The 20,045-nt window shown below is 46.7% G+C and carries 20 protein-coding genes; 9 read left to right on the forward strand and 11 right to left on the reverse strand.

Translation table 11 applies throughout. The features are described 5' to 3' along the window. The first annotated feature begins 3 nt into the window (after positions 1-3). Positions 4-885, forward strand: a complete 882-nt coding sequence (locus J3P40_RS13025) for a bifunctional 5,10-methylenetetrahydrofolate dehydrogenase/5,10-methenyltetrahydrofolate cyclohydrolase (protein ID WP_256006384.1) — start codon at positions 4-6, stop codon at positions 883-885. A 10-nt stretch (positions 886-895) separates the two neighbouring features. Here J3P40_RS13025 and J3P40_RS13030 read toward each other — a convergent pair whose 3' ends face one another. Then, on the reverse strand, positions 896-1,228 hold the full coding sequence (locus J3P40_RS13030) for a Rieske (2Fe-2S) protein (protein ID WP_256006386.1): 333 nt from the start codon (positions 1,226-1,228) through the stop codon (positions 896-898). A gap of 94 nt (positions 1,229-1,322) precedes the next feature. Here J3P40_RS13030 and J3P40_RS13035 point away from each other — a divergent pair, with 94 nt between their 5' ends. Both J3P40_RS13035 and J3P40_RS13040 read left to right on the forward strand, forming a co-directional pair. After that, entirely contained in the window at positions 1,323-1,946 is a 624-nt protein-coding gene (locus J3P40_RS13035) for a 7-carboxy-7-deazaguanine synthase QueE (protein ID WP_256006389.1), read from the forward strand. Between the two features lie 49 nt (positions 1,947-1,995). Then, positions 1,996-3,891, forward strand: coding sequence for an OmpA family protein (locus tag J3P40_RS13040; protein WP_256006390.1), 1,896 nt, complete (start codon positions 1,996-1,998; stop codon positions 3,889-3,891). Between the two features lie 12 nt (positions 3,892-3,903). Here J3P40_RS13040 and kdsA read toward each other — a convergent pair whose 3' ends face one another. Both kdsA and recQ read right to left on the reverse strand, forming a co-directional pair. Beyond that, complete coding sequence (kdsA, locus tag J3P40_RS13045; RefSeq protein ID WP_256006393.1) at positions 3,904-4,722, reverse strand: 3-deoxy-8-phosphooctulonate synthase; 819 nt, start codon at positions 4,720-4,722, stop codon at positions 3,904-3,906. 11 nt (positions 4,723-4,733) lie between these two features. Continuing rightward, positions 4,734-6,923 carry a DNA helicase RecQ gene (gene recQ / locus J3P40_RS13050; RefSeq protein WP_256007076.1) on the reverse strand — a complete coding sequence of 730 codons (2,190 nt, stop codon included), beginning with the start codon at positions 6,921-6,923 and terminating at the stop codon, positions 4,734-4,736. Positions 6,924-7,011: 88 nt separating this feature from the next. Here recQ and J3P40_RS13055 point away from each other — a divergent pair, with 88 nt between their 5' ends. Beyond that, a complete protein-coding gene (locus tag J3P40_RS13055; RefSeq protein WP_256006396.1) occupies positions 7,012-7,977 on the forward strand; it encodes a KpsF/GutQ family sugar-phosphate isomerase in 966 nt (321 codons plus the stop codon). Between the two features lie 19 nt (positions 7,978-7,996). Beyond that, positions 7,997-9,088: a mannose-1-phosphate guanylyltransferase gene (locus J3P40_RS13060; RefSeq protein WP_256006398.1), complete on the forward strand. Its 1,092-nt coding sequence runs from the start codon at positions 7,997-7,999 to the stop codon at positions 9,086-9,088. 28 nt (positions 9,089-9,116) lie between these two features. On the opposite strand, the gene rlmB is transcribed toward J3P40_RS13060, so the two are convergent. Next, entirely contained in the window at positions 9,117-9,884 is a 768-nt protein-coding gene (gene rlmB, locus J3P40_RS13065; RefSeq protein ID WP_256006400.1) for a 23S rRNA (guanosine(2251)-2'-O)-methyltransferase RlmB, read from the reverse strand. A 205-nt stretch (positions 9,885-10,089) separates the two neighbouring features. Between rlmB and dnaB the strand changes: the two genes are divergently transcribed. After that, a complete protein-coding gene (gene dnaB, locus J3P40_RS13070; protein WP_256006403.1) occupies positions 10,090-11,655 on the forward strand; it encodes a replicative DNA helicase in 1,566 nt (521 codons plus the stop codon). Positions 11,656-11,661: 6 nt separating this feature from the next. Here dnaB and chrA read toward each other — a convergent pair whose 3' ends face one another. Next, positions 11,662-12,864, reverse strand: coding sequence for a chromate efflux transporter (gene chrA, locus J3P40_RS13075; RefSeq protein WP_256006404.1), 1,203 nt, complete (start codon positions 12,862-12,864; stop codon positions 11,662-11,664). Between the two features lie 11 nt (positions 12,865-12,875). Then, on the reverse strand, positions 12,876-13,211 hold the full coding sequence (locus tag J3P40_RS13080) for a tetratricopeptide repeat protein (RefSeq protein WP_256006406.1): 336 nt from the start codon (positions 13,209-13,211) through the stop codon (positions 12,876-12,878). 80 nt (positions 13,212-13,291) lie between these two features. Between J3P40_RS13080 and J3P40_RS13085 the strand changes: the two genes are divergently transcribed. From J3P40_RS13085 to J3P40_RS13095, 3 genes are read left to right on the forward strand one after another with little or no spacing between them, the layout of a single operon-like run. Then, positions 13,292-14,029 carry an electron transfer flavoprotein subunit beta/FixA family protein gene (locus J3P40_RS13085; protein WP_256006408.1) on the forward strand — a complete coding sequence of 246 codons (738 nt, stop codon included), beginning with the start codon at positions 13,292-13,294 and terminating at the stop codon, positions 14,027-14,029. A 27-nt stretch (positions 14,030-14,056) separates the two neighbouring features. After that, the gene (locus tag J3P40_RS13090) at positions 14,057-15,028 is read left to right on the forward strand and encodes an electron transfer flavoprotein subunit alpha/FixB family protein (RefSeq protein ID WP_256006410.1); all 972 of its coding nucleotides are present in this window, start codon (positions 14,057-14,059) and stop codon (positions 15,026-15,028) included. Beyond that, positions 15,028-15,642 (forward strand): bifunctional nuclease family protein, encoded by a 615-nt coding sequence (locus J3P40_RS13095; RefSeq protein ID WP_256006411.1) that lies wholly within the window; start codon positions 15,028-15,030, stop codon positions 15,640-15,642. Before J3P40_RS13090 ends, J3P40_RS13095 begins: the two co-directional genes overlap by 1 nt. Before the next feature lie 69 nt (positions 15,643-15,711). Here J3P40_RS13095 and J3P40_RS13100 read toward each other — a convergent pair whose 3' ends face one another. The 5 genes from J3P40_RS13100 to J3P40_RS13120 all read right to left on the reverse strand — a co-directional run bounded on the left by J3P40_RS13100 (position 15,712) and on the right by J3P40_RS13120 (position 20,037). Then, positions 15,712-16,998 (reverse strand): citrate synthase, encoded by a 1,287-nt coding sequence (locus J3P40_RS13100; RefSeq protein WP_256006413.1) that lies wholly within the window; start codon positions 16,996-16,998, stop codon positions 15,712-15,714. Between the two features lie 32 nt (positions 16,999-17,030). Then, positions 17,031-17,555, reverse strand: a complete 525-nt coding sequence (locus tag J3P40_RS13105; RefSeq protein ID WP_256006414.1) for a DUF3347 domain-containing protein — start codon at positions 17,553-17,555, stop codon at positions 17,031-17,033. 164 nt (positions 17,556-17,719) lie between these two features. After that, positions 17,720-18,229 (reverse strand): hypothetical protein, encoded by a 510-nt coding sequence (locus J3P40_RS13110; protein ID WP_256006416.1) that lies wholly within the window; start codon positions 18,227-18,229, stop codon positions 17,720-17,722. A gap of 88 nt (positions 18,230-18,317) precedes the next feature. Then, a complete protein-coding gene (gene miaA, locus J3P40_RS13115) occupies positions 18,318-19,265 on the reverse strand; it encodes a tRNA (adenosine(37)-N6)-dimethylallyltransferase MiaA (RefSeq protein WP_256006418.1) in 948 nt (315 codons plus the stop codon). Beyond that, positions 19,249-20,037: a hypothetical protein gene (locus J3P40_RS13120; RefSeq protein ID WP_256006420.1), complete on the reverse strand. Its 789-nt coding sequence runs from the start codon at positions 20,035-20,037 to the stop codon at positions 19,249-19,251. The genes miaA and J3P40_RS13120 overlap by 17 nt, the downstream gene beginning before the upstream one ends. Positions 20,038-20,045: the final 8 nt, after the last annotated feature.

A 20,045-nucleotide genomic window follows, 5' to 3' on the forward strand; every position in this document is an offset into this window, starting at 1 on the left:
TATATGCAGTTACTCGACGGAAAATACGTATCGGAGAAAATCAAACAGGATATTGCAACTGAAGCCGCTGAATTTTTAAATGCAAGCGGGCGCAAGCCTCACCTGGTGGCTATATTGGTTGGTCATGATGGCGGGAGTGAAACTTATGTAGCCAGCAAGATGAAGAATTGCGAGAAGGTAGGTTTCCAGTCGACCCTGGTGCGATACGATAATTCGGTTACGGAAGCGGAACTGCTTGCGAAGGTGGAAGAAATCAATCAGGACGCTGGAGTGGATGGCTTAATTGTTCAACTGCCATTACCTAAGCATATTGATCCGGAAAAGGTTACAGAGAAAATTGATCACCGGAAGGATGTAGACGGATTCCACCCGATTAACCTGGGCCGGATGATGCGGAACCTCCCCTGTTTTATTCCCGCTACGCCTTATGGGATTATGCTTATGTTGCAGTCGTATGGTATTGATACCGTAGGCAAGCACTGCGTAGTTGTTGGAAGGAGTAATATAGTTGGAAGCCCCATGAGCATCCTGATGGGTCGCAATGCGAATCCGGGCAACTGTACCGTAACGCTTACCCACAGCAAGACGACGAATCTTAAAGAAATGTGCTTGCAGGGAGATATCCTGATTGCCGCTATCGGCAGAAAAAACTACATCACGGCAGATATGGTAAAACCTGGTGCCATCGTAATTGATGTAGGTATGAACAGGGAAACCTCAGAAACGACTAAGTCAGGTTATAAACTGTATGGTGACGTGGATTTTGAACATGTTGCACCAATATCATCGTGGATCACTCCTGTTCCCGGTGGCGTTGGCCTGATGACTATCGTTGGCCTGCTGAAAAACACGCTTGCTTCGGCGAAGAGAGAAATATACCAGTAAGCTTTTCGGGTTAGCCGAACAGCTTTCCCCAGAAACCTTGCTCAATGCCTACAAACAAGCCTTCGGGTCTGACTTCTATCGGATATATTCGTATATAGTCGCCCTGGCCAGCCGCACCCCTCCCTGTATCCAGATTATACTCCCAGCGGTGTATAGGGCAAATCAGATGACCATTACGGCACCAGCCTCCGCTTAAGATACCTCCGGCGTGCGGACACTGGTTTTGTACAACATAGAGCTGGCCCTGATGTCTGGCAAGGCATAACTTCTTGCCGTCGATTTGTATCTGCTTTACAAACTCGCCCTCAGGGAGTTCAGTATCTAACTTATGCCACTTGATCATTGGGATGCTTCTTCATTGATTGGTCATTAAAGCATGCTCAATATAGCGATTTGCGTTTTGCTTGTTTTATTTATTTAACTTTGCGCCCTCAGTTATGGCACACCACATTCCGGACGACGGCACTTGGCTTCCCTTGATGGAAGAATTTTACACGATACAAGGTGAAGGTTTCAACACCGGAAAGGCGGCGTACTTTATCCGCCTTGGCGGATGCGACGTGGGTTGCCACTGGTGTGACGTTAAGGAAAGCTGGGATGCAGAACTGCATCCGCTGACCCACGCGGATGCGATCGTTGAAAAGGCAGCCGGGTATCCAGGAAAAGCTGTGGTAATAACGGGCGGGGAACCGCTTATCTATAACTTAAATTACCTTACTTCGGAACTTCAGAAAAGAGGTATAAAGACCTTCATCGAGACTTCGGGTGCCTATCCACTGTCAGGTTACTGGGACTGGATTTGCTTGTCGCCCAAGAAATTTAAAGCGCCGCGACCTGACATTACCCCTTTTGCAAATGAGCTTAAAGTTATTGTATTTAATAAAAGTGACTTCATATGGGCAGAGCAGTATGCCGAGACCGTATCTAAAGACTGTAAGCTTTACCTGCAGCCCGAATGGTCGAAATCTAAAGTTGTGACACCCCTGATTATCGATTATGTGATGGCGAATCCTAAGTGGGAGATTTCCCTGCAAACGCATAAATATTTAAATATTCCGTAGGCATTAAGCCATTTTATAGCGATATTTATTCTGCATGTCATACCGCATTATGAATAGATGGCTATTTGGCTTATGCTTCTTCCTCTTCCCCTGTATTTCACATGCTCAGGTAACTTCAAATAAAAAAGCCCAGACTGCTTTTGATAAAGCGCAGCGATATTTAAAAGATGAAGCATACGACCCAGCTGTTGAAAACCTTAAGTCGGCTCTCAAAGAAGACCCAGAATTCGCTTATGCCTGGCTTCAATTGGGTGACATACTGCGAAAACAAAAGCGGTATGCAGATGCTAAAGCTGCTTTTGTAAAGTATCTGCTCATAGCTAAGGTGGTGGACCCAAGGGCCTATTTCGGACTGTCGGAGGCCTGCCTCTTAACCGGGGATTACAAATATGGCCTGGAAAACATCCGCCTTTTTCTGGATCGTTACCGGGGTACGGATCCAGATTTTAAGAGGCGAGCGAACAAGTACCTGGCAGATTTTGAGTTTGCCGTGAACGCGGTGACCACTCCGCTTCCCTATTCGCCGGAGAACCTCGGCCCTGAAGTCAATTCGGAATTCCGGGACTACTTTCCGGCAATGACGGCTGATGGGACGCAATTGATTTTTAGCCGAAACGTACAGAACAATGAAGATTTCTTTATCTCACGGAAGAAGAACGGGGCATGGACTGCTCCGGTTCCTTTGAGTGACCGAATCAACACTTCCGGATTTAATGAAGGGGCGCAATCCATTTCAGCTGACGGCAGATATCTGTTCTTTACGGGATGCAATCGTCCCGATGGACTAGGACGCTGCGACATTTACCTCAGCAAGAAAGAAGGCGACGCCTGGGCTGCGCCGTTCAATCTGGGTGCACCGGTAAACACCGTTTACTGGGAATCACAACCAGCCGTCAGTCCGGACGGCGGAACACTGTATTTCGTGAGCAACCGGCGCGGTGGCCAGGGTGGCTATGACATCTGGAAAAGCACACTAAAGGCCGATGGATATTGGGCGGAGCCTGTGAATCTCGGTCCGGAGATCAATACCCCCTACGATGAACACACGCCCTTTATGCATGCCGATGGCAGAACGCTCTATTTCTCTTCCGACGGATGGCCCGGCTTTGGAAATAAGGATATTTTTGTGAGTCGTATGGATGCTACAGGGCGTTGGACCAAACCCGAAAACATGGGTTATCCGCTGAACACGTTCAACGAAGAGTCGGGGTTGGTGGTAATGGCGGATGGCACGGAGGGTTTATATTCTGCGGAACTGGACGGGGGTTATGGCGATATGGACATCTATAGTTTCAAAATTCCGGCGGAAAAGAAACCGGGACCAGTCACCTATGTAAAGGGCATTGTAAAGGATAAGGAAAGCGGAAAATTCGTCCAGGCGGAGGTTACGGTGGCGCGTCTATCGGATAATGTACTGCTCTTTAATGACTATACGTCGGACACAGACGGAGAATTTACAGCAGTGATGCCTTTAGGCAATGACTATGCTTTTGAGGCGGCTGCCGAGGGCTATTTATTTTTCTCAGCACACTATGCACTAAAGGAGGCCCCGGCGGGAAAACCTTTCAACGTGGAGATACTGATGGAAAGGCTGAAAGTTGGCCAGGAACTGGTGATGAAAAACATCTTCTTTGAAACGAACAAAAGCGAGCTGTTACCCGCTTCGCTTACAGAACTGAATACGCTGATCAGCTTCCTGAAAGATAATCCGGGGCTGCAGGTTGAGGTGCAAGGCCATACAGACAATGTGGGCAAACCCGAGGATAATCTTAAGTTATCGTTAGCCAGGGCGAAGTCGGTGTATAACCATCTCGTTGACAGCGGTATTCAGGCCTCGCGACTTAGCTTTAAGGGATTCGGAGAAACGGCACCTATCGCCGGAAATTCAACAGAAAAAGACAGAAGCCTTAACCGGAGAACTTCCTTTAAAATCACAGCGATGTAGTTTAGAGAGGTCCTAACCAGTTATTGCCTGGCGGATCCTAACGAGCCTTGTTAAAAGATCCTCTAAGCGATCCAAATGCAGCATATTGGCTCCGTCTGACTTAGCACAGGCAGGATCGGGATGCGTCTCGATAAACAGGCCATCCGCCCCCACTGCTATGGCTGCTTTAGCAATCGTACCAATAAGTTCGGGTTTGCCACCGGTGACCCCACTGCTTTGATTAGGCTGTTGCAGCGAGTGCGTGCAATCCATAACTACGGGCACACCAAAACTTTGCATTTCAGGCAGTCCGCGATAATCGACAATCAGGTCCTGATAGCCGAAGGTGTTGCCCCGGTCGGTGAGGATTACCCTATTATTACCAGCCTCAACGATCTTTTCTACAGCGAATTTCATAGAAGCGGCTGATAAAAACTGGCCCTTCTTCACATTGACGACCTTATTAGTCTGGGCCGCCGCAATGAGCAGGTCGGTTTGCCTGCACAGGAAAGCAGGAATCTGGAGCACGTCTACATAGGCCGCGGCCATAGCCGCCTCGCCACTCTCGTGCATATCTGTTACCGTCGGTATATCGAATGTCTGGCCCACCTTTTCAAGGATCTTGAGTGCCTTTTCGTCGCCTATTCCGGTAAAAGAGCTTCCCTTAGAACGGTTGGCTTTGCGGTAAGAACCTTTAAAGATATACGGGATACCTAGTTTGTCGGTGATTTCAACAATTCGATCAGCGATCTGAAGTGCCATTTCCTCCCCTTCGATGGCGCATGGACCAGCCATCAAAAAGAAATTATCCGAATTGATATGTTTTAATTTATCTAACTGAAAATTGATCATAATAACGGTAGCTAGTTACCCAGCTCTGATAAGAATTTAATGCGCATTAACTGGATCTCTTCACGTGAATAGTCGGCTTCGCCGAGCTCTTTAAGCGCCTGATCTATCGAGTCGCTCTCTGCTGATTGGAAATAGTCGAAAACTTCGTCCTGACGATCTTCATCTATCAGTTCGTCAACAAAGTAACCAAGGTTTAGTTTCGTTCCTGAGTTTACGATCGCCTCCACTTCTTTAAGTATCTCATCGTAGGTAATGCCTTTAGACCTGGCGATGTCTTCAAGACCGATTTTGCGATCGATGTTTTGAATGATAGAAACCTTCAACTGAGACTTGTTGGCCTGGGTTTTTATAATCAGATCTACTGGTCTCTCGATGTCGTTATCTTCAACGTACTTCTTGATGATTTCGAGGAAGGGTGCGCCAAATTTCAGGGCTTTACCATGCCCCACGCCTGATATTTGCTTTAATTCGTCGACAGTAACCGGAAAATGGGTGCACATTTCTTCCAGTGAAGGGTCTTGAAACACCACAAAAGGAGGTACGTTCTTTTGCTTGGCAATCTTTTTCCTGAGATCTTTAAGCAGTTGCAGCAATTGTGCGTCAAGTGCCCCAGTGCTTGGTTTTACGTCGTCATCATCATCCTCGCTTGCATTCTCCAGGAGCTCGTTAAGCACAAACTTGAGGCTGTACGGATTTTCGATAAAGCTTCTTCCGAAGGCCGTCAGCCTAAGCAAGCCATAATTGTCGATATCCTTGGACAAAAAATTATTCAGCACCGCCTGGCGGACGAGTGACTTCCAATGCAGTTCACCTTCAACCTTCCCTATTCCAAACTCAGCAAGCTTGGCATGCTCGTAAGCGATTGTCTGCGCAGTTTCCTGCCCAAGGATTACATTGAGTAAATGGGCGTCGTCAAATTTCTCGCCGATCTTATCAACCAGTTTAAGTAATACCATGAGTGAGTCTTCGGCCTCAAAAAGCTTTTTGGGACGTTTGCAATTATCGCACATGCAGTTACAACCCGTTTCATTAAAGTTTTCACCGAAATAATGAAGGATCTGCTTCCTGCGGCAAACGGCAGACTCAGCATAGTCAATAACTTCCTTGAGTATCTGTGTACCGATCTCACGCTCAGAAACCGGCTTGTCTTTCATGAATTTAGCCAGCTTGTCGATATCCTTTTGGGTATAAAAAGCTATGCACATCCCTTCGCCCCCGTCGCGGCCTGCCCGACCGGTTTCCTGGTAGTAGCCTTCCATGCTCTTCGGGATGTCGTGATGGATAACAAACCTCACATCGGGCTTGTCTATACCCATACCGAATGCAATGGTTGCCACGATAACTTCCACGTCTTCCATCAGGAACTTATCCTGCGTCTCAGCCCGAACCTTCGGTTCCAGTCCGGCATGATACGGTAGCGCCTTGATCCCATTCAGGTTCAGCGTCTCTGCAACCTCTTCAACTTTCTTACGGCTCAAACAGTAAATGATACCAGACTTGCCTGTGTTCGATTTGATGTACCGGATGATCTCTTTTATCACATCGCGCTTCGGCCTTATTTCGTAAAAGAGGTTAGGTCTGTTGAATGAAGATTTAAACAGCGTGGCGTCCGACATCTGCAGGTTTTTAATAATATCCTGCTGTACTTTCGGGGTTGCGGTAGCTGTAAGCGCTATAATGGGTATGCGATCGCCCAATCCCTGTATAACCTGCCTGATCTTTCTGTACTCCGGTCTGAAATCGTGCCCCCACTCAGAGATACAGTGCGCCTCGTCTACCGCCACGAAAGATATCCTGATCAGCTTCAAAAATTCGATATTGTCCTGTTTCGAAAGCGACTCGGGCGCTACATACAACAGTTTGGTATGGCCTGCAAGCAAATCAGTTTTTACCTGGTTGCTTTCTGCCTTGGTAAGTGAAGAATTAAGAAAGTGGGCGATGCTGTCGTTTCCGCCAAATGCCCTGAGCTGATCTACCTGATTTTTCATGAGCGCGATCAGCGGTGAAATGACGATCGCCGTGCCCTCTTCCATCAGGGCGGGCAACTGATAACAAATGGATTTCCCACCGCCGGTCGGCATTATTACAAAGGTATTCTTCTTCTCAAGTATGTTGGTAATTATTGATTCCTGGTCACCTTTAAAATTGTCGAAACCAAAAAAGGTTTGCAAGTTGTCAAACAACGACTTTTTCACATCCATTTCCTCTATAAAATATTCCGTGCTTTTTTTACTCAAAATAACATAATTTTGCACTAATTCATAGCATCAATATACTAATTAATTCTATTTGAAAAGTAAAAAATCAATAATTGATAACGCTGCCAATACTTTAAAGCTCGAAGCTGAAGCGATTGCTGGACTGATTGACAGGATTGATGATAATTTTGTTAATATTATCCACCTTATCATCGAAAATAAAGGAAGAGTAGTGGTTACCGGTATTGGCAAAAGCGCAATTATTGCGCAAAAGATTGTTGCTACGTTTAACTCTACCGGAACTCCGGCAGTGTTTATGCATGCGGCCGACGCCGTTCATGGCGATCTCGGCATGATTCAGAAAAACGACATCGTTATATGCATTTCAAAAAGTGGTAACACACCGGAGATTAAGCTGCTTGCCCCGCTGCTAAAGCAAGGCGGCAACGTACTTATTGGTATTGTGGGAAACACCGAGTCGGAGTTGGCCCGCATGGCCGATTTTGTCCTGAATGCTGCAGTGAGTAAAGAGGCCTGTCCGCATAACCTTGCCCCCACCACCAGCACGACTGCTCAACTGGCCATGGGCGATGCGATTGCGGTGTGCTTACTCCATGCCCGCGGTTTTAACCGTGATGATTTTGCTAAGTATCACCCGGGCGGTTCTCTGGGCAAAAGATTATATCTCAAGGCCGGCGATCTGGCGGTTAAGAACGAAAAACCAAGTATACATCCTTCTGCATCAGTTAAAGATGTGATTGTAGAAATTAGTCAAAACCGTTTGGGAGCAGTGGTTGTTATAGAGGGCGACAATATTCTGGGTGTTATTACCGACGGGGATATCAGGCGTATGCTGGAAAAGCAGACGGACCTGACCAATATAAAAGCGAGTGATCTGATGACAAGCATGCCAAAACGGGTAGACAGGGACACCCTTGCCATTGATGCACTTAATGTCATAAAAGAAAATAATATCACACAGTTGCTGGTTACCGATCGTGAAAGATATTTTGGAATGTTACATTTACACGATCTCCTTCAGGAAGGGATCATTTAAACGACGCGTTTTTTAAAACATGAACAAAAACAATTACGCATTAATCATGGCGGGCGGCGTGGGTAGCCGGTTCTGGCCAGTAAGCAGAACAGAGTATCCAAAACAGTTTATAGATTTCTTTGGCGTTGGCAAAACGCTGATCCAAAGCACGTACGATAGGTTTCTGAAAATTTGCCCAGCTGAAAATATCTTTATCGTTACCAACGAGATATACACAGACATCATAAAAAAGCAGCTTCCTGATATCGGCGACAATCAGATTCTTGCAGAACCGATTATGAGAAATACAGCTCCTTGTATCTCTTATGGGTCTACCAAGATTGCGCAACTGAACCCGGATGCGACCATTGTTGTTGCCCCCTCCGATCATACCATCACCAATCCTGAAGCATTTGTAGCGGCAATAAATCAATGTCTTGATGCGGCCTCCAAAAGTGATGTACTGATTACGCTGGGTATCAAACCGAGCAGGCCAGACACAGGCTACGGATACATTCAGTATATGGACACCCCGCTTCCGGGAGATCAGCAAATATTTAAAGTGAAGACCTTCACGGAAAAGCCCAACCTGGAGCTGGCCAAGTCCTTCCTCCAAAGCGGTGATTTCCTTTGGAATGCAGGGATTTTTATCTGGTCGGCAAAAGCGATCAACAATGCCTTCCAGCAGCATCTTCCCGAAATGCACGAGATATTTCAGCAGGGAAGTTCCATATACAACACCGAGCATGAAACTGAATTTATTGGGACAGCTTACCAGCAATGCACCAATATCTCTATTGATTTCGGCATCATGGAAAAGGCTGAGAATGTATATGTATTGCCCGCTGAATTCGGCTGGTCGGACTTGGGAACATGGGCTTCTATTTACGAAATCGCAGAACACGACTATGTGGGCAACGCGGTGATACCTGCAGAGAAGGTGATGATGTTTAATTCATCGAATTGTATGGTGAATGTACCGGAAGACAAGCTTGTGATCCTTCAGGACCTGCACGACTACATCGTAGTAGAGTCTAACAACACCCTGCTAATCTGTCCAAGGAACGCTGAGCAAAGCATCAAGCAGATCGTTGCCGACGTCAAATCGAAATTCGGGACCAAGTACATTTAACCCTGAGCGCCGCTGCAGTCAGGCTAACCTAGAAGGTTCTTTGCCTGATGGCTTCGTAGAGAATTACGCCGGCCGACACCGAAACATTCAGGGAACTGATCTCTCCCTGCATCGGTATTTTAGCGAGATGATTGGCCATCCTCATGATTTCGTTGGATATGCCTTCATCTTCTGAGCCCATAACGATGGCGGTTGGCAAGGTATAGTCGGGCGCATAGATCAAGTCGCTGGTCTTTTCTGTACAGGCTACGATCTGCAGACCGCATTCCTGCAGGAACAGCGCCGTTTTATGCAGATTCTGATGACGGCATACCGGAATGCTGAACAAGGCACCAGCAGAAGTCTTAATTGCATCGGCATTGATCTGCGCAGAATTCTTGGAGGGCACGACTAACGCATGAACTCCAGCACAGGCGGCTGTACGTGCAATAGCGCCCATATTTCTGACATCGGTCACCCCGTCAAGGATCAGCACCAGGGGCGTTTCACCCTTTTCATATATCGCCGGAATAATATCTTCAATCTTTTGAAAGGCAATGGCAGAGATCACTGCAATCACACCCTGGTGATTCTTTGTGGTCATCCGGTTCAGTTTTTCGACCGGCACATTATGAAGCGGTATATCTGTACCTTTTAACAGGGCCTTTAGCTCAAGAATGATCGAACCCGATAAGCCGCGCTGCATATAAATGTTTTCTACATCCCTACCTGCTTTGATGGCCTCTATAACGGCACGGATGCCAAAAATGAACTCATTGCTCTCGCGTACGCGGCGCGGTTTACCAGTATACTCCATATGCTTGATTTCAGGCAAAAATAAGCTAAATATTTCGCTTTGCACCGAAGTGGCTTTCAAACCCCCAAACCCCCGGGCTTATCCACAGATTTTTGTTAGCAACGCATAACCCCGACGGAAAAAGTTAAGCTACTTCAAATCAAAGCAATTTGTGATGTGTATAAAAGTTGCCGCAAAGGGCCAAAATTTTGTATATTTTTGTGTCATGAGCAGCGATAACGCAAAACCGGGAACAGACAGAAATTTTACAGCGAGAAAGAACAGGTTAACAGGGTCAATGAATACCATGGGTAAACTGCCTCCGCAGGCTGTTGACCTTGAAGAGGCTGTTCTGGGCGCTTTAATGCTGGAGAAAGATGCGCTTTCTACCGTTATTGACATTCTTAAACCGGATGTGTTTTACCATGAAGCTCATAAACAGATATTTGAAGCCATTCAGGGGCTTTTCCAGAAGTCTAAACCCGTAGATATCCTTACGGTGACGGCCGAGTTAAGAACTCTGGGTCTCCTGGAGATGGTTGGCGGCGCCTTCTATATTACAAACCTAACCAACCGCGTGGCTTCGGCGGCGAATATCGAGTATCACGCCCGGATCATTTCACAGAAATATATTCAGCGTGAGCTGATCAGGATCTCGTCCGAGATCATTCAAAACGCCTACGAAGATACCACCGACATTTTCGATCTGCTTGACCATGCGGAGAAAAACCTCTTTGACATTGCTCAGAACAACCTTCGCCGCGATACGCAAAAGATGGACGAGATCATTAAGCAGTCGCTGGCCACACTGGAGGAATTAAAAAGCAAAACAGACGGATTAACCGGGGTTCCCTCTGGTTTTACCGACCTGGACCGTATTACCGGCGGCTGGCAGCCATCAGATCTGGTCATCATCGCTGCGCGGCCTGCTATGGGTAAAACTGCATTTGTTCTGAGTTGCGCGCGAAATGCGGCCGTCGATTTCAAGCGACCAGTAGTGGTATTCTCCCTGGAGATGTCCTCTGTACAGCTTGTGAACCGTCTCATTTCCGGTGAAACGGAGATTGAGCAGGAGAAGATCAGAAAGGGAAACCTGGCCGAATGGGAATGGCAGCAATTGCACAGTAAAATTGGCAGGCTAACCGAGGCCCCGCTTCTTATTGATGATACGCCCGCACTGAACATCTTTGAGTTTAGGGCCAAGTGCCGGCGCCTGAAGTCGCAGTACGATCTTCAGCTTATCATTATCGACTACCTGCAGCTGATGCATGGTAAAGGCGAGGGACAAGGCGGAGGTGGAAACCGTGAGCAGGAGATCGGCAGTATATCCCGTGCCCTTAAATCGGTCGCTAAAGAACTTAATGTACCTGTTCTGGCCCTCTCCCAGCTCAGCCGGGCGGTAGAAAGCAGACCAGGCGCAAATGGCAAAAGGCCTATGCTGTCGGATTTGCGTGAATCGGGTTCCATAGAGCAGGATGCCGACATGGTGTTGTTTTTGTACAGGCCGGAATATTATGGCATTACCGAAGATGAGCAAGGCCGTTCGCAGGCTGGCGTGGGCGAGGTGATCATTGCCAAGCACCGTAACGGTGAAACGGGCATTGTGCCTTTAAGGTTCATCGGAAAATACGTGAAGTTTGCCGACCTTGAGGAAAGCTTTGCGGCACCTAATTCCTTCTCCATGGATTCCAGTGCGGGTATGCAGCCTTCACAGAATTTCGACCGCCCGGGAAATGTGATCATCAAGCCTTCGCGTATGGATGACATGCACGACGACGATGCGCCCTTCTGAGCCCGGTCAAATTAAATAGCCCAGTAAGGCTCCTGCAAAAACGATCAAAGGCGGGTTTATCCGGGTATAATTAAGCAATAGGAAAGTTACCGTCATAATGCAGATGGCCATTACGTTCAATCCGACCGGCATAACCAGCAGGATAAACGCTGCCAGTATAAAACCAACACTTACGGCATTTATCCCAGCCAGCGAATACTTGATGTGCGTAATCTTTTTAAGGCTTTCCCAGAAAGGTACAATCAGCAGAACAAGGATCAGTCCGGGAAGATTTATGCCCAGCACGGCAACCGCGCCCCCGGTGATCTGTCCGGCTAAGCCATAGCCAAAATTGCGCATCGTTAAAGTTCCTATGTAGCTGGTAAATGAAAAGGTCGGACCTGGTATTGCCTGCTGAAGGGCGAAACCAGATAAAAAACCTGAAGCGTGCAAATATTGCTTCATCTGCACGAACTCTGTAAACATAAGCGGCACGAGCACCTGACCGCCGCCGAAGATAAAAATTCCGTTACGGTAAAAATTCTCGAAAAGCCTGATGGGCAGACTAAACGGCGAGGTTCTATTGATAATTGCCCCTAAAAGCGCAAAAACCAACAACACGGCAAAAAAGTAAATCAGCTTTTTGCGGTTTATGTTCGAAAACAAGCTTACCCTTATTTCACTTTCTTCCTTTGGAGCCTCTAGTGCTGAAGAAATCATTCCGCCAATCAGAATTGCGATCGGAAAAACATAGGCATTGCGAAGTACCAATGTGCATATCACAGCTGATATCGCCAAAAAAATTGACACCTGTGTTTTTAAGACTCTTTTGGAGAGCGTAACAGCACCATAAGCAACAATCCCTAACGCAATAGGCTCAATAAATTTCAATATTTCGGCAAAGCTGGCTTTCTGATCGAGCCGCGCGTAACTGATGGCCGCAAATGTCATGATAGCTGCCGATGGAAGGATCCAGATCAGGAACGTGATCAGCGCGAGTTTCAGTCCCCCCACCTTGTATGCGATACCTACGAGCGTTTGTGTTGAAGCCGGCCCGGGCAGCACCTGTGCCAGCGCGTGCAGCTCCAGCAGTTCTTCTTCAGATATGTACCGGTTGGTTTTTACAAAGTAGCGCAGTAAAAGCGAGAGATGCGCCTGAGCTCCGCCAAATGCGGTGAACGTAAAAAACACCACATTCCGGAGAAATAAAAGCTGCCTTTTTTTGATCAAACCCAGTTCAGTTAGTCGTCTTCATAGTCGAGCCCCGATGCACTATTATAAGCACCTTGCAGTTCCGAAAAAGCATGCATATCACGTTTGCTCCGTGCTATAGCCATACCGCTCTGATAAATTTCTATGGCCAATTGCTTGCGGTCGTGACGTTCGTGTAATTTACCGAGATGATAATAGGTACCGACATAATCAGGATGATCGCTTAAAAGCCTGTTATAATAATCCAGCGCAGTATCGTCTTCGCCCTGCGACACATATTCCGTTGCCAGTGCGTATAAGATAAAAGGATCGTTGGGGTCAGTGTTTAAAAAATCCAATAACTTGGCTAATCGGGTGCTTTGCATTTTTTATACCTGCTTTTTTAATTAGATTTGCAAAAGAACAAATGCCTGTAAAGGCTCTATTACTTAACAAATATATAAGTATGAAAATATTAGTTTGTATCAGCAACGTGCCGGACACGACTACAAAAATAACTTTTACCAACGATAATACACAATTCAATACGGCAGGCGTACAGTTTATCGTAAACCCATACGATGAGATCGCACTTTCCAGGGCTATCGAACTTTGCGAGGGCGGCAAAGGAACCGTTACTGCGGTCACTGTTGGAGAGAGCCACACGGAGGCTACGATCAGAAAAGCACTGGCGATTGGCGCTGACGACGCGATGCGCATCAATGCTTCACCAAGAGACGCCTATTTCACTGCTTTTCAGATCGCTGAGTATGCAAAAACAGCCGAGTTCGACATGATCTTGTGTGGACGTGAATCTATTGATTATAACGGATCACAGGTTGCCGCAATGATCGGTGAATTCCTGGATATACCATCCATCTCCATCATTAAGAAGCTCGATTTTGACGGTACAACAGCCACGCTGGAAAGGGAAATTGAAGGCGGGAAGGAAGTGATATCGGTAAGCGGTAAATTTGTAGCGAGCTGCTCGGAAGGCACCGCAGAACCAAAGATCCCAAATATGCGCGGAATCATGTCGGCCAGAACCAAGCCCCTTCAGGTTGTGGAGGCAAAGGAACTGGAAGAACTTTCGAAGATACAGGTATTTGAAACGCCTGCACCACGCGGTGCTGTAAAACAAATAAGCCCTGCTGAGCCGGAGAAGTTGATCGAATTTTTACATACAGAGGCAAAAGTTATTTAACCGGTGCTTCCCTTTAAAATATAAGATATGTCAGTTTTAGTATATGCAGAACATGTAGATGGCAAATTTAAGAAGTCTGTGTTTGAAGCAGTCTCTTACGCAAAAGCCATTGCAGATGACCAAAATACCCAGGTAACCGCCTTGTCAATAGGAAACGTTGACGAGAATGAATTGAAGGCGCTGGGAAGCTACGGCGCTTCAAAAGTGTTGCGCGTTAGCGATCAACAACTTCATAGTTTTGTAAACCAGGCTTACGCCTCCATTATAAGCGAAGCTGCCAAAGCTGAGAATGCCAATGTCGTCATACTTTCGAACTCATTTTCCGGTAGAGGCCTCGCCCCTCGCGTGGCGGTTAAATTGAAAGCCGGCCTTGTAGACGGTGCAATCGAGCTTCCACGTACTGATAACGGAAAATTCCTGGTGAAGAAAAACGCATTTTCAGGTAAAGCCTTTGCTACGACAGAACTTCTTTCTGAGATCAAAGTGATCGCTTTGAATCCCAATGCATTTGGAGTAAGGGAATCGGCTGCTGATGTTTCGATTGAGGACTTTGAGGCTGACGTGAAAGCGACAGACCTGGGCACCGTCGTTAAAGAAATCATTCGGGCCACCGATAAGGTCTCCTTACCTGATGCGGAGATTGTGGTATCTGGCGGCCGCGGGTTAAAGGGGCCGGAAAATTGGGGTATGATTGAAGAGCTGGCTGGACTTCTGGGGGCTGCTACAGCTTGCTCCAAACCGGTGTCTGATGCAGACTGGAGACCACATTCCGAGCACGTTGGACAAACGGGTATTGCAATCAGCCCTAACCTGTACATTGCGATCGGCATATCCGGAGCCATCCAGCATCTCGCGGGTGTCAGTTCGTCAAAAGTAATCGTTGTAATTAATAAAGACCCTGAAGCACCGTTTTTCAAGGTGGCCGACTACGGTATAGTGGGCGATGCCTTTGAGGTTGTGCCAAAATTAATAGAGGCGTTAAAGGCATATAAATCTTAATGAAAAAAGTAAAATTAGACATCGTCGGATTATCTTACAGCCAAACGCAGTCGGGCGCCTATGCTCTTGTTCTTGGCGAAGTAAACGGCAGGCGCAGGCTTCCTATTATTATTGGTGCATTTGAGGCCCAGGCCATTGCCATAGAAATTGAAAAGATGACGCCTAGCCGGCCGCTTACGCACGATCTGTTCAAGACCTTCGCGCAAACCTATAACATACAGATCCAGGAAGTACTTATTTATAATCTGGTGGAGGGCGTGTTCTTCGCAAAACTCATTTGCACGGACGGAAACGTAACCCAGGAAATTGACGCCAGGACTTCTGATGCCATTGCATTGGCAGTGCGTTTCAATGCGGCGATTTACACCTACGAATTCATCCTCTCTTCGGCGGGTATTGTGATAGAGGGCAATGACCTGCTTTTTCTGGAAAATATGGACAACATCCCGAAAGAAGAAGGCACAGAAGATATCACAACCTCTATACCTGGTTCCGGATACAAATCGCTGACTACAGAAGAACTTCAGCAAAAACTTCAGGAAGCAATTGCAGAAGAAGCTTATGAAAAGGCTGCGAGAATAAGGGACGAATTAAACAAACGAAACCAGGCATAAACTTATTGCTAAATAAAAAAGCCCTTGCTTAAACGATAAGCAAGGGCTTTTTTATTTAGTGCGGAATGATCAGCGCTTTGAGATCTCTGTAAACTCGCGATTGGTGTGACCTACGTATACCTGACGCGGGCGGCCAATCGGCTCTTTGTTTTCGTGCATTTCTTTCCATTGTGCGATCCAGCCCGGGAGCCTGCCCAAAGCAAATAATACCGTAAACATATCGGTCGGGAAACCCAATGCGCGATAAATAATACCTGAGTAAAAGTCTACGTTCGGATACAGCTTGCGTTCAATGAAATACGGATCACTTAGTGCAGCTTCTTCCAGCTTCTTTGCAATTTCCAGCACAGGATCATCGATGCCCAGCTTTCCGAGAATATCGTCGCAGGCCTTCTTAATGATCTTCGCTCTTGGGTCAAAGTTCTTGTATACTCGGTGACCGAAGCCCATCATGCGGAAAGGGTCATTTTTATCTTTCGCCTTGTTGATCCATTTCTCTGTATCCCCGCCATCATCCTTGATCCGCTCAAGCATTTCAATCACGGCCTGGTTTGCCCCACCATGCAAAGGCCCCCAAAGTGCAGAAATACCTGCAGAAACCGATGCATACAGATTACAATCAGAAGAACCCACAATGCGAACGGTAGATGCCGAACAGTTTTGTTCGTGATCAGCATGGAGTATCAGCAAAGTATTCATTGCGCTCACCACAACCGGATCAATTTCAATCTCTTCGGTACGCTGACCGAAGATCATGTTCAAGAAATTGCTCACATAATCGTACTTGTTTTTCGGATAAATCCAAGGGTGACCGAGCGACTTTTTGTAAATGAAGGAAACGATGGTAGGAAACTTCGCCAAAAGCTTGATCATGGTCTGATCCATCATCTCAGGAGTGGAATTCGCGTTAAGCGATTCCGGATAAAATGTAGACAAAGAACAAACCAGCGATGCCAGCTGAGCCATGGGGTGCGACTTAGAAGGATATCCGTCGAGGAACTTCTTCATGTCTTCATGTATAAGCGTATGTTTGCTGATCTCAGCCTGGAAATTACGGAGTTCTTCTGCTTTCGGAAGTTCCCCGTAAATCAGCAGATAAGCTACTTCCAAGAAAGTAGATTTCTCGGCAAGTACTTCAATAGGATACCCGCGGTATTTCAGGATGCCCTTCTCTCCGTCCAAAAAAGTAATGGCACTTTTCGTAGAGCCCGTGTTTTTAAAGCCGAAATCCAGGGTCACATGACCCGTGAGGTCTCTAAGCTTCGATATATCAATAGCCTTCTCCCCTTCGGTACCTGTAATAACCGGGAATTCGTAAACCTTCCCATCGATCTTAATCTCTGCGATTTCTGACATATGTACTTATAATATTATAATAACAAAACTAACTATTTCTTCGCTTTAATTTCTTCCACTACGGAACCGCATTCCATCATCTCATCACCATAATACGGATTACGTATGTTCTTCTCCGAGGCGAGCCAGTCGCCACCCTCCCCGCTATTGGCCATAGGGCAATGCTGCACATATATTTCACCTTTGCTCAGGCTGGCGTGTTTAAATAAGGCGATCAGATCAGTGCTTAATGCGGTAAATTGTTTTCTTTGGGCAGCCAGATCCGGCGCCTTACTGATTTGATCCGCAAGCAGGGCAGTACTCTCACAGCCTTCACGCTTTTCCAAACCAGCCTTAAGGCTTTGGGCAGCAGTCTTCGCCCCTTCAAAACCCGATGCCACCAATGCATTTTTCAGCGAAATGTAGCCGTCATAGATATCCTGGTCCACCGCGTCAGTCAACTCGACTTCAGTACCCGTTTTTACATCAGCCTCGCCGGCAGATGTCTCATGATCTTTCTGAGCATTGGTACAGGATAAAGTGACCACTAAAAAGGCGAAGGCTATATACTTTTTCATTCCGTTCAAATTTTATTGGTAAATATTCAGTTCCCAGGTCCTAACCCGGCGTTTTCATCGTTTGGGGTAAATTAGCATTTTAATTTAAATAAATAAAAAAGCCCCTGACTTTTCAGGGGCTTTTTTCAAAATATCGCTTTTAGATGATTAAAATCTGATTAGAATTATAATCTGAAGCCGTAAGCGATTCTAAATGCTACCTGTCCAATGCCTCCGCCGTCAAACTCAGCCCCTTCATAACGCAAACCAAGATCTAAACCGTTATCAAAGGCATAACCCACTCCTGGAGCCCAAAGAAATGCAGTGCTGCCGTTGTCTTCTGTCGAGAAACCTGCACCCAGTTCACCTGAAAAGTATGCGCTTTCTGCAAAGAAAATTTTGGCACCAGCCTTTACCGGGATAAATCCAAGGCTACCGCCTCCGAAGTCATCTTTCACCGAGAAGTTGGTGTAACCGGCAGACAGCATACCAGAGATGTTGGCGCTAAAATCTTTCTGTAAACGAAGATCGCCCCCAAGTGCTACACTATAAGCGTCTTTTGTCGGATAACCGGCACTGAAGCCGATACCCAGACGTGTAGCTCTTGAATCGCCAGACTGTGCGTTAACATTTGTTGTAAAGAATAAAGCCACTGCAGCTACTGCGGAAGCTAAAAATTTAGTCGATTTTTTCATGTTGTTCGTCATTTAATTTAAATAATAGCGGCATTTTAAGCGTGCCGACTGTCTAAATGCAAAACACATGCCATTTGTAACAAAAAAATTAACCGCCCAGGCCGAACTTTTGCTGAATTAGTTCTAAAGCACTGAAATACAATGCCTCAAAATCTCTATCGGCCTCCAGCCAGTGGATATGAACACCGTCCTTTTCCATTTTTCTGAAAAAGGTCATCTGACGTTTAGCAAACTGAGAAATAGCGATAGCTAATCGCTCAACCATCTCATCGTAGCTCATTTCATTCAAAAGGTAGGCGCTTACAAACTTATATTCAAGCCCATAGAATTTAAGCATATCTGCGCCCACCCCGGCTTTCATCAGGCATTCGACCTCCTCAATTAATCCGCCCTCTAGCCTGGCAAGCAGACGGTCGGACACCCGCTGCCGCCTTCTGGCGATATCGGTATACAGTCCAATAACCAGCGCATCTATTTCAGGACGCCTGGCCGTTTCCGGCGTGTTACTGCTCAGATAGGCGGCGATCTCTATAGCACGGATCAGACGTTTATGTGAGGAGCGATCGGCGTGCGCGGTAAATGCTTCGGGGAATTTGTCAAGTTCAACCCTCAACTCCTCGACCGAGCGCGGCAGCAAAATTTCCCGCAGTTTAGTATCTACAGGTATAGCAGTGTATTGATGCTGCTGCAAGATGCTGTGAATATACATGCCACTTCCTCCGCAGAGCACCGGAAGAACGTTTTTTTGTATCAGGTGTTCAAACACGCGGTAGAAATCTTCCTGATAAGCATGCACATGATAATGGGCGCCGGCTTCCTGAATATCGATCAGGTGATAGGAAATGCTTTTGCCAGCAACGATGTACTCATGCAGATCCTTCCCTGTTCCAACATTCATACCGCGGAAAATCTGCCTGCTGTCTGCACTAATGATTTCAGCATTTAATGAGGCTGCAAGATGAGCTGCAAGACGGGTCTTGCCCGAAGCGGTCGGACCCAAAACAACTATAAGCGGATGTTTAACCTTTATATCCATTATCAGAGCGCAAGTATAAGATATATTTCAAATTGCCCGTATTAAATAGCTTCATATACGATTCTTTCCTGGAGTCTGGCGGCAAACGATGATCAAAAATACGTTCCAATGTATCCTTATCAAGCCATAAAACCGCAGGTGAAGTAGTTTCAACCAACTGAAAACCCGCCCTTTCGTAAGCCAATCCTTGAGACCAGTCGCGATCGGCGTAACTCATCACATCATCTGGTCTGAAAGCCTCTATAAAGTACTTCAGGAGTTTTCCGAAGCCGCCGGTCACTGTGTATCCGCTCAGCGTAGCCAGGCGGATAAGTTCGGCCGAACGGTATCTTACCCCGTTTCTGTCGATGTTTCTCAAATGGCTGAAACAGGCCACCGCGAGAATCTCCCCGTCTTTTTTCAGCGCGAAACGATGTTTAGCTTTAGCTGTCCCCATCAAATGGTTGGCGTTAAGAAACGTGTCGGCCTCAGTTTGGCTGATCCTCGACACTGATGTTTGCCTTCCATGAACACGCGTGTTGAGCCCCAACACAGAACGTAGCCGGCCAATCACCTGTGCTCTCCTGCTGTTCCATATGTCTTCCCATAAATGAAACAGATGTTTGCCCTCATGCTTGTACCGATCCTGCAGTTCGATGTATATTTCAGGGAGTTTCGCTGTACCTGATGAAATCAGGTTGAGCGCGACTTGAGAATTTTCAAAATAGATTAAATGAAAAGGACCGGATGTATGCAGGGAAAACCGCTGGCCTAACAGTTCCAATCCCGCCAAGAGATCAA

Source organism: Pedobacter deserti (assembly GCF_024436415.1).
GTDB lineage: Bacteria > Bacteroidota > Bacteroidia > Sphingobacteriales > Sphingobacteriaceae > Pedobacter > Pedobacter faecalis.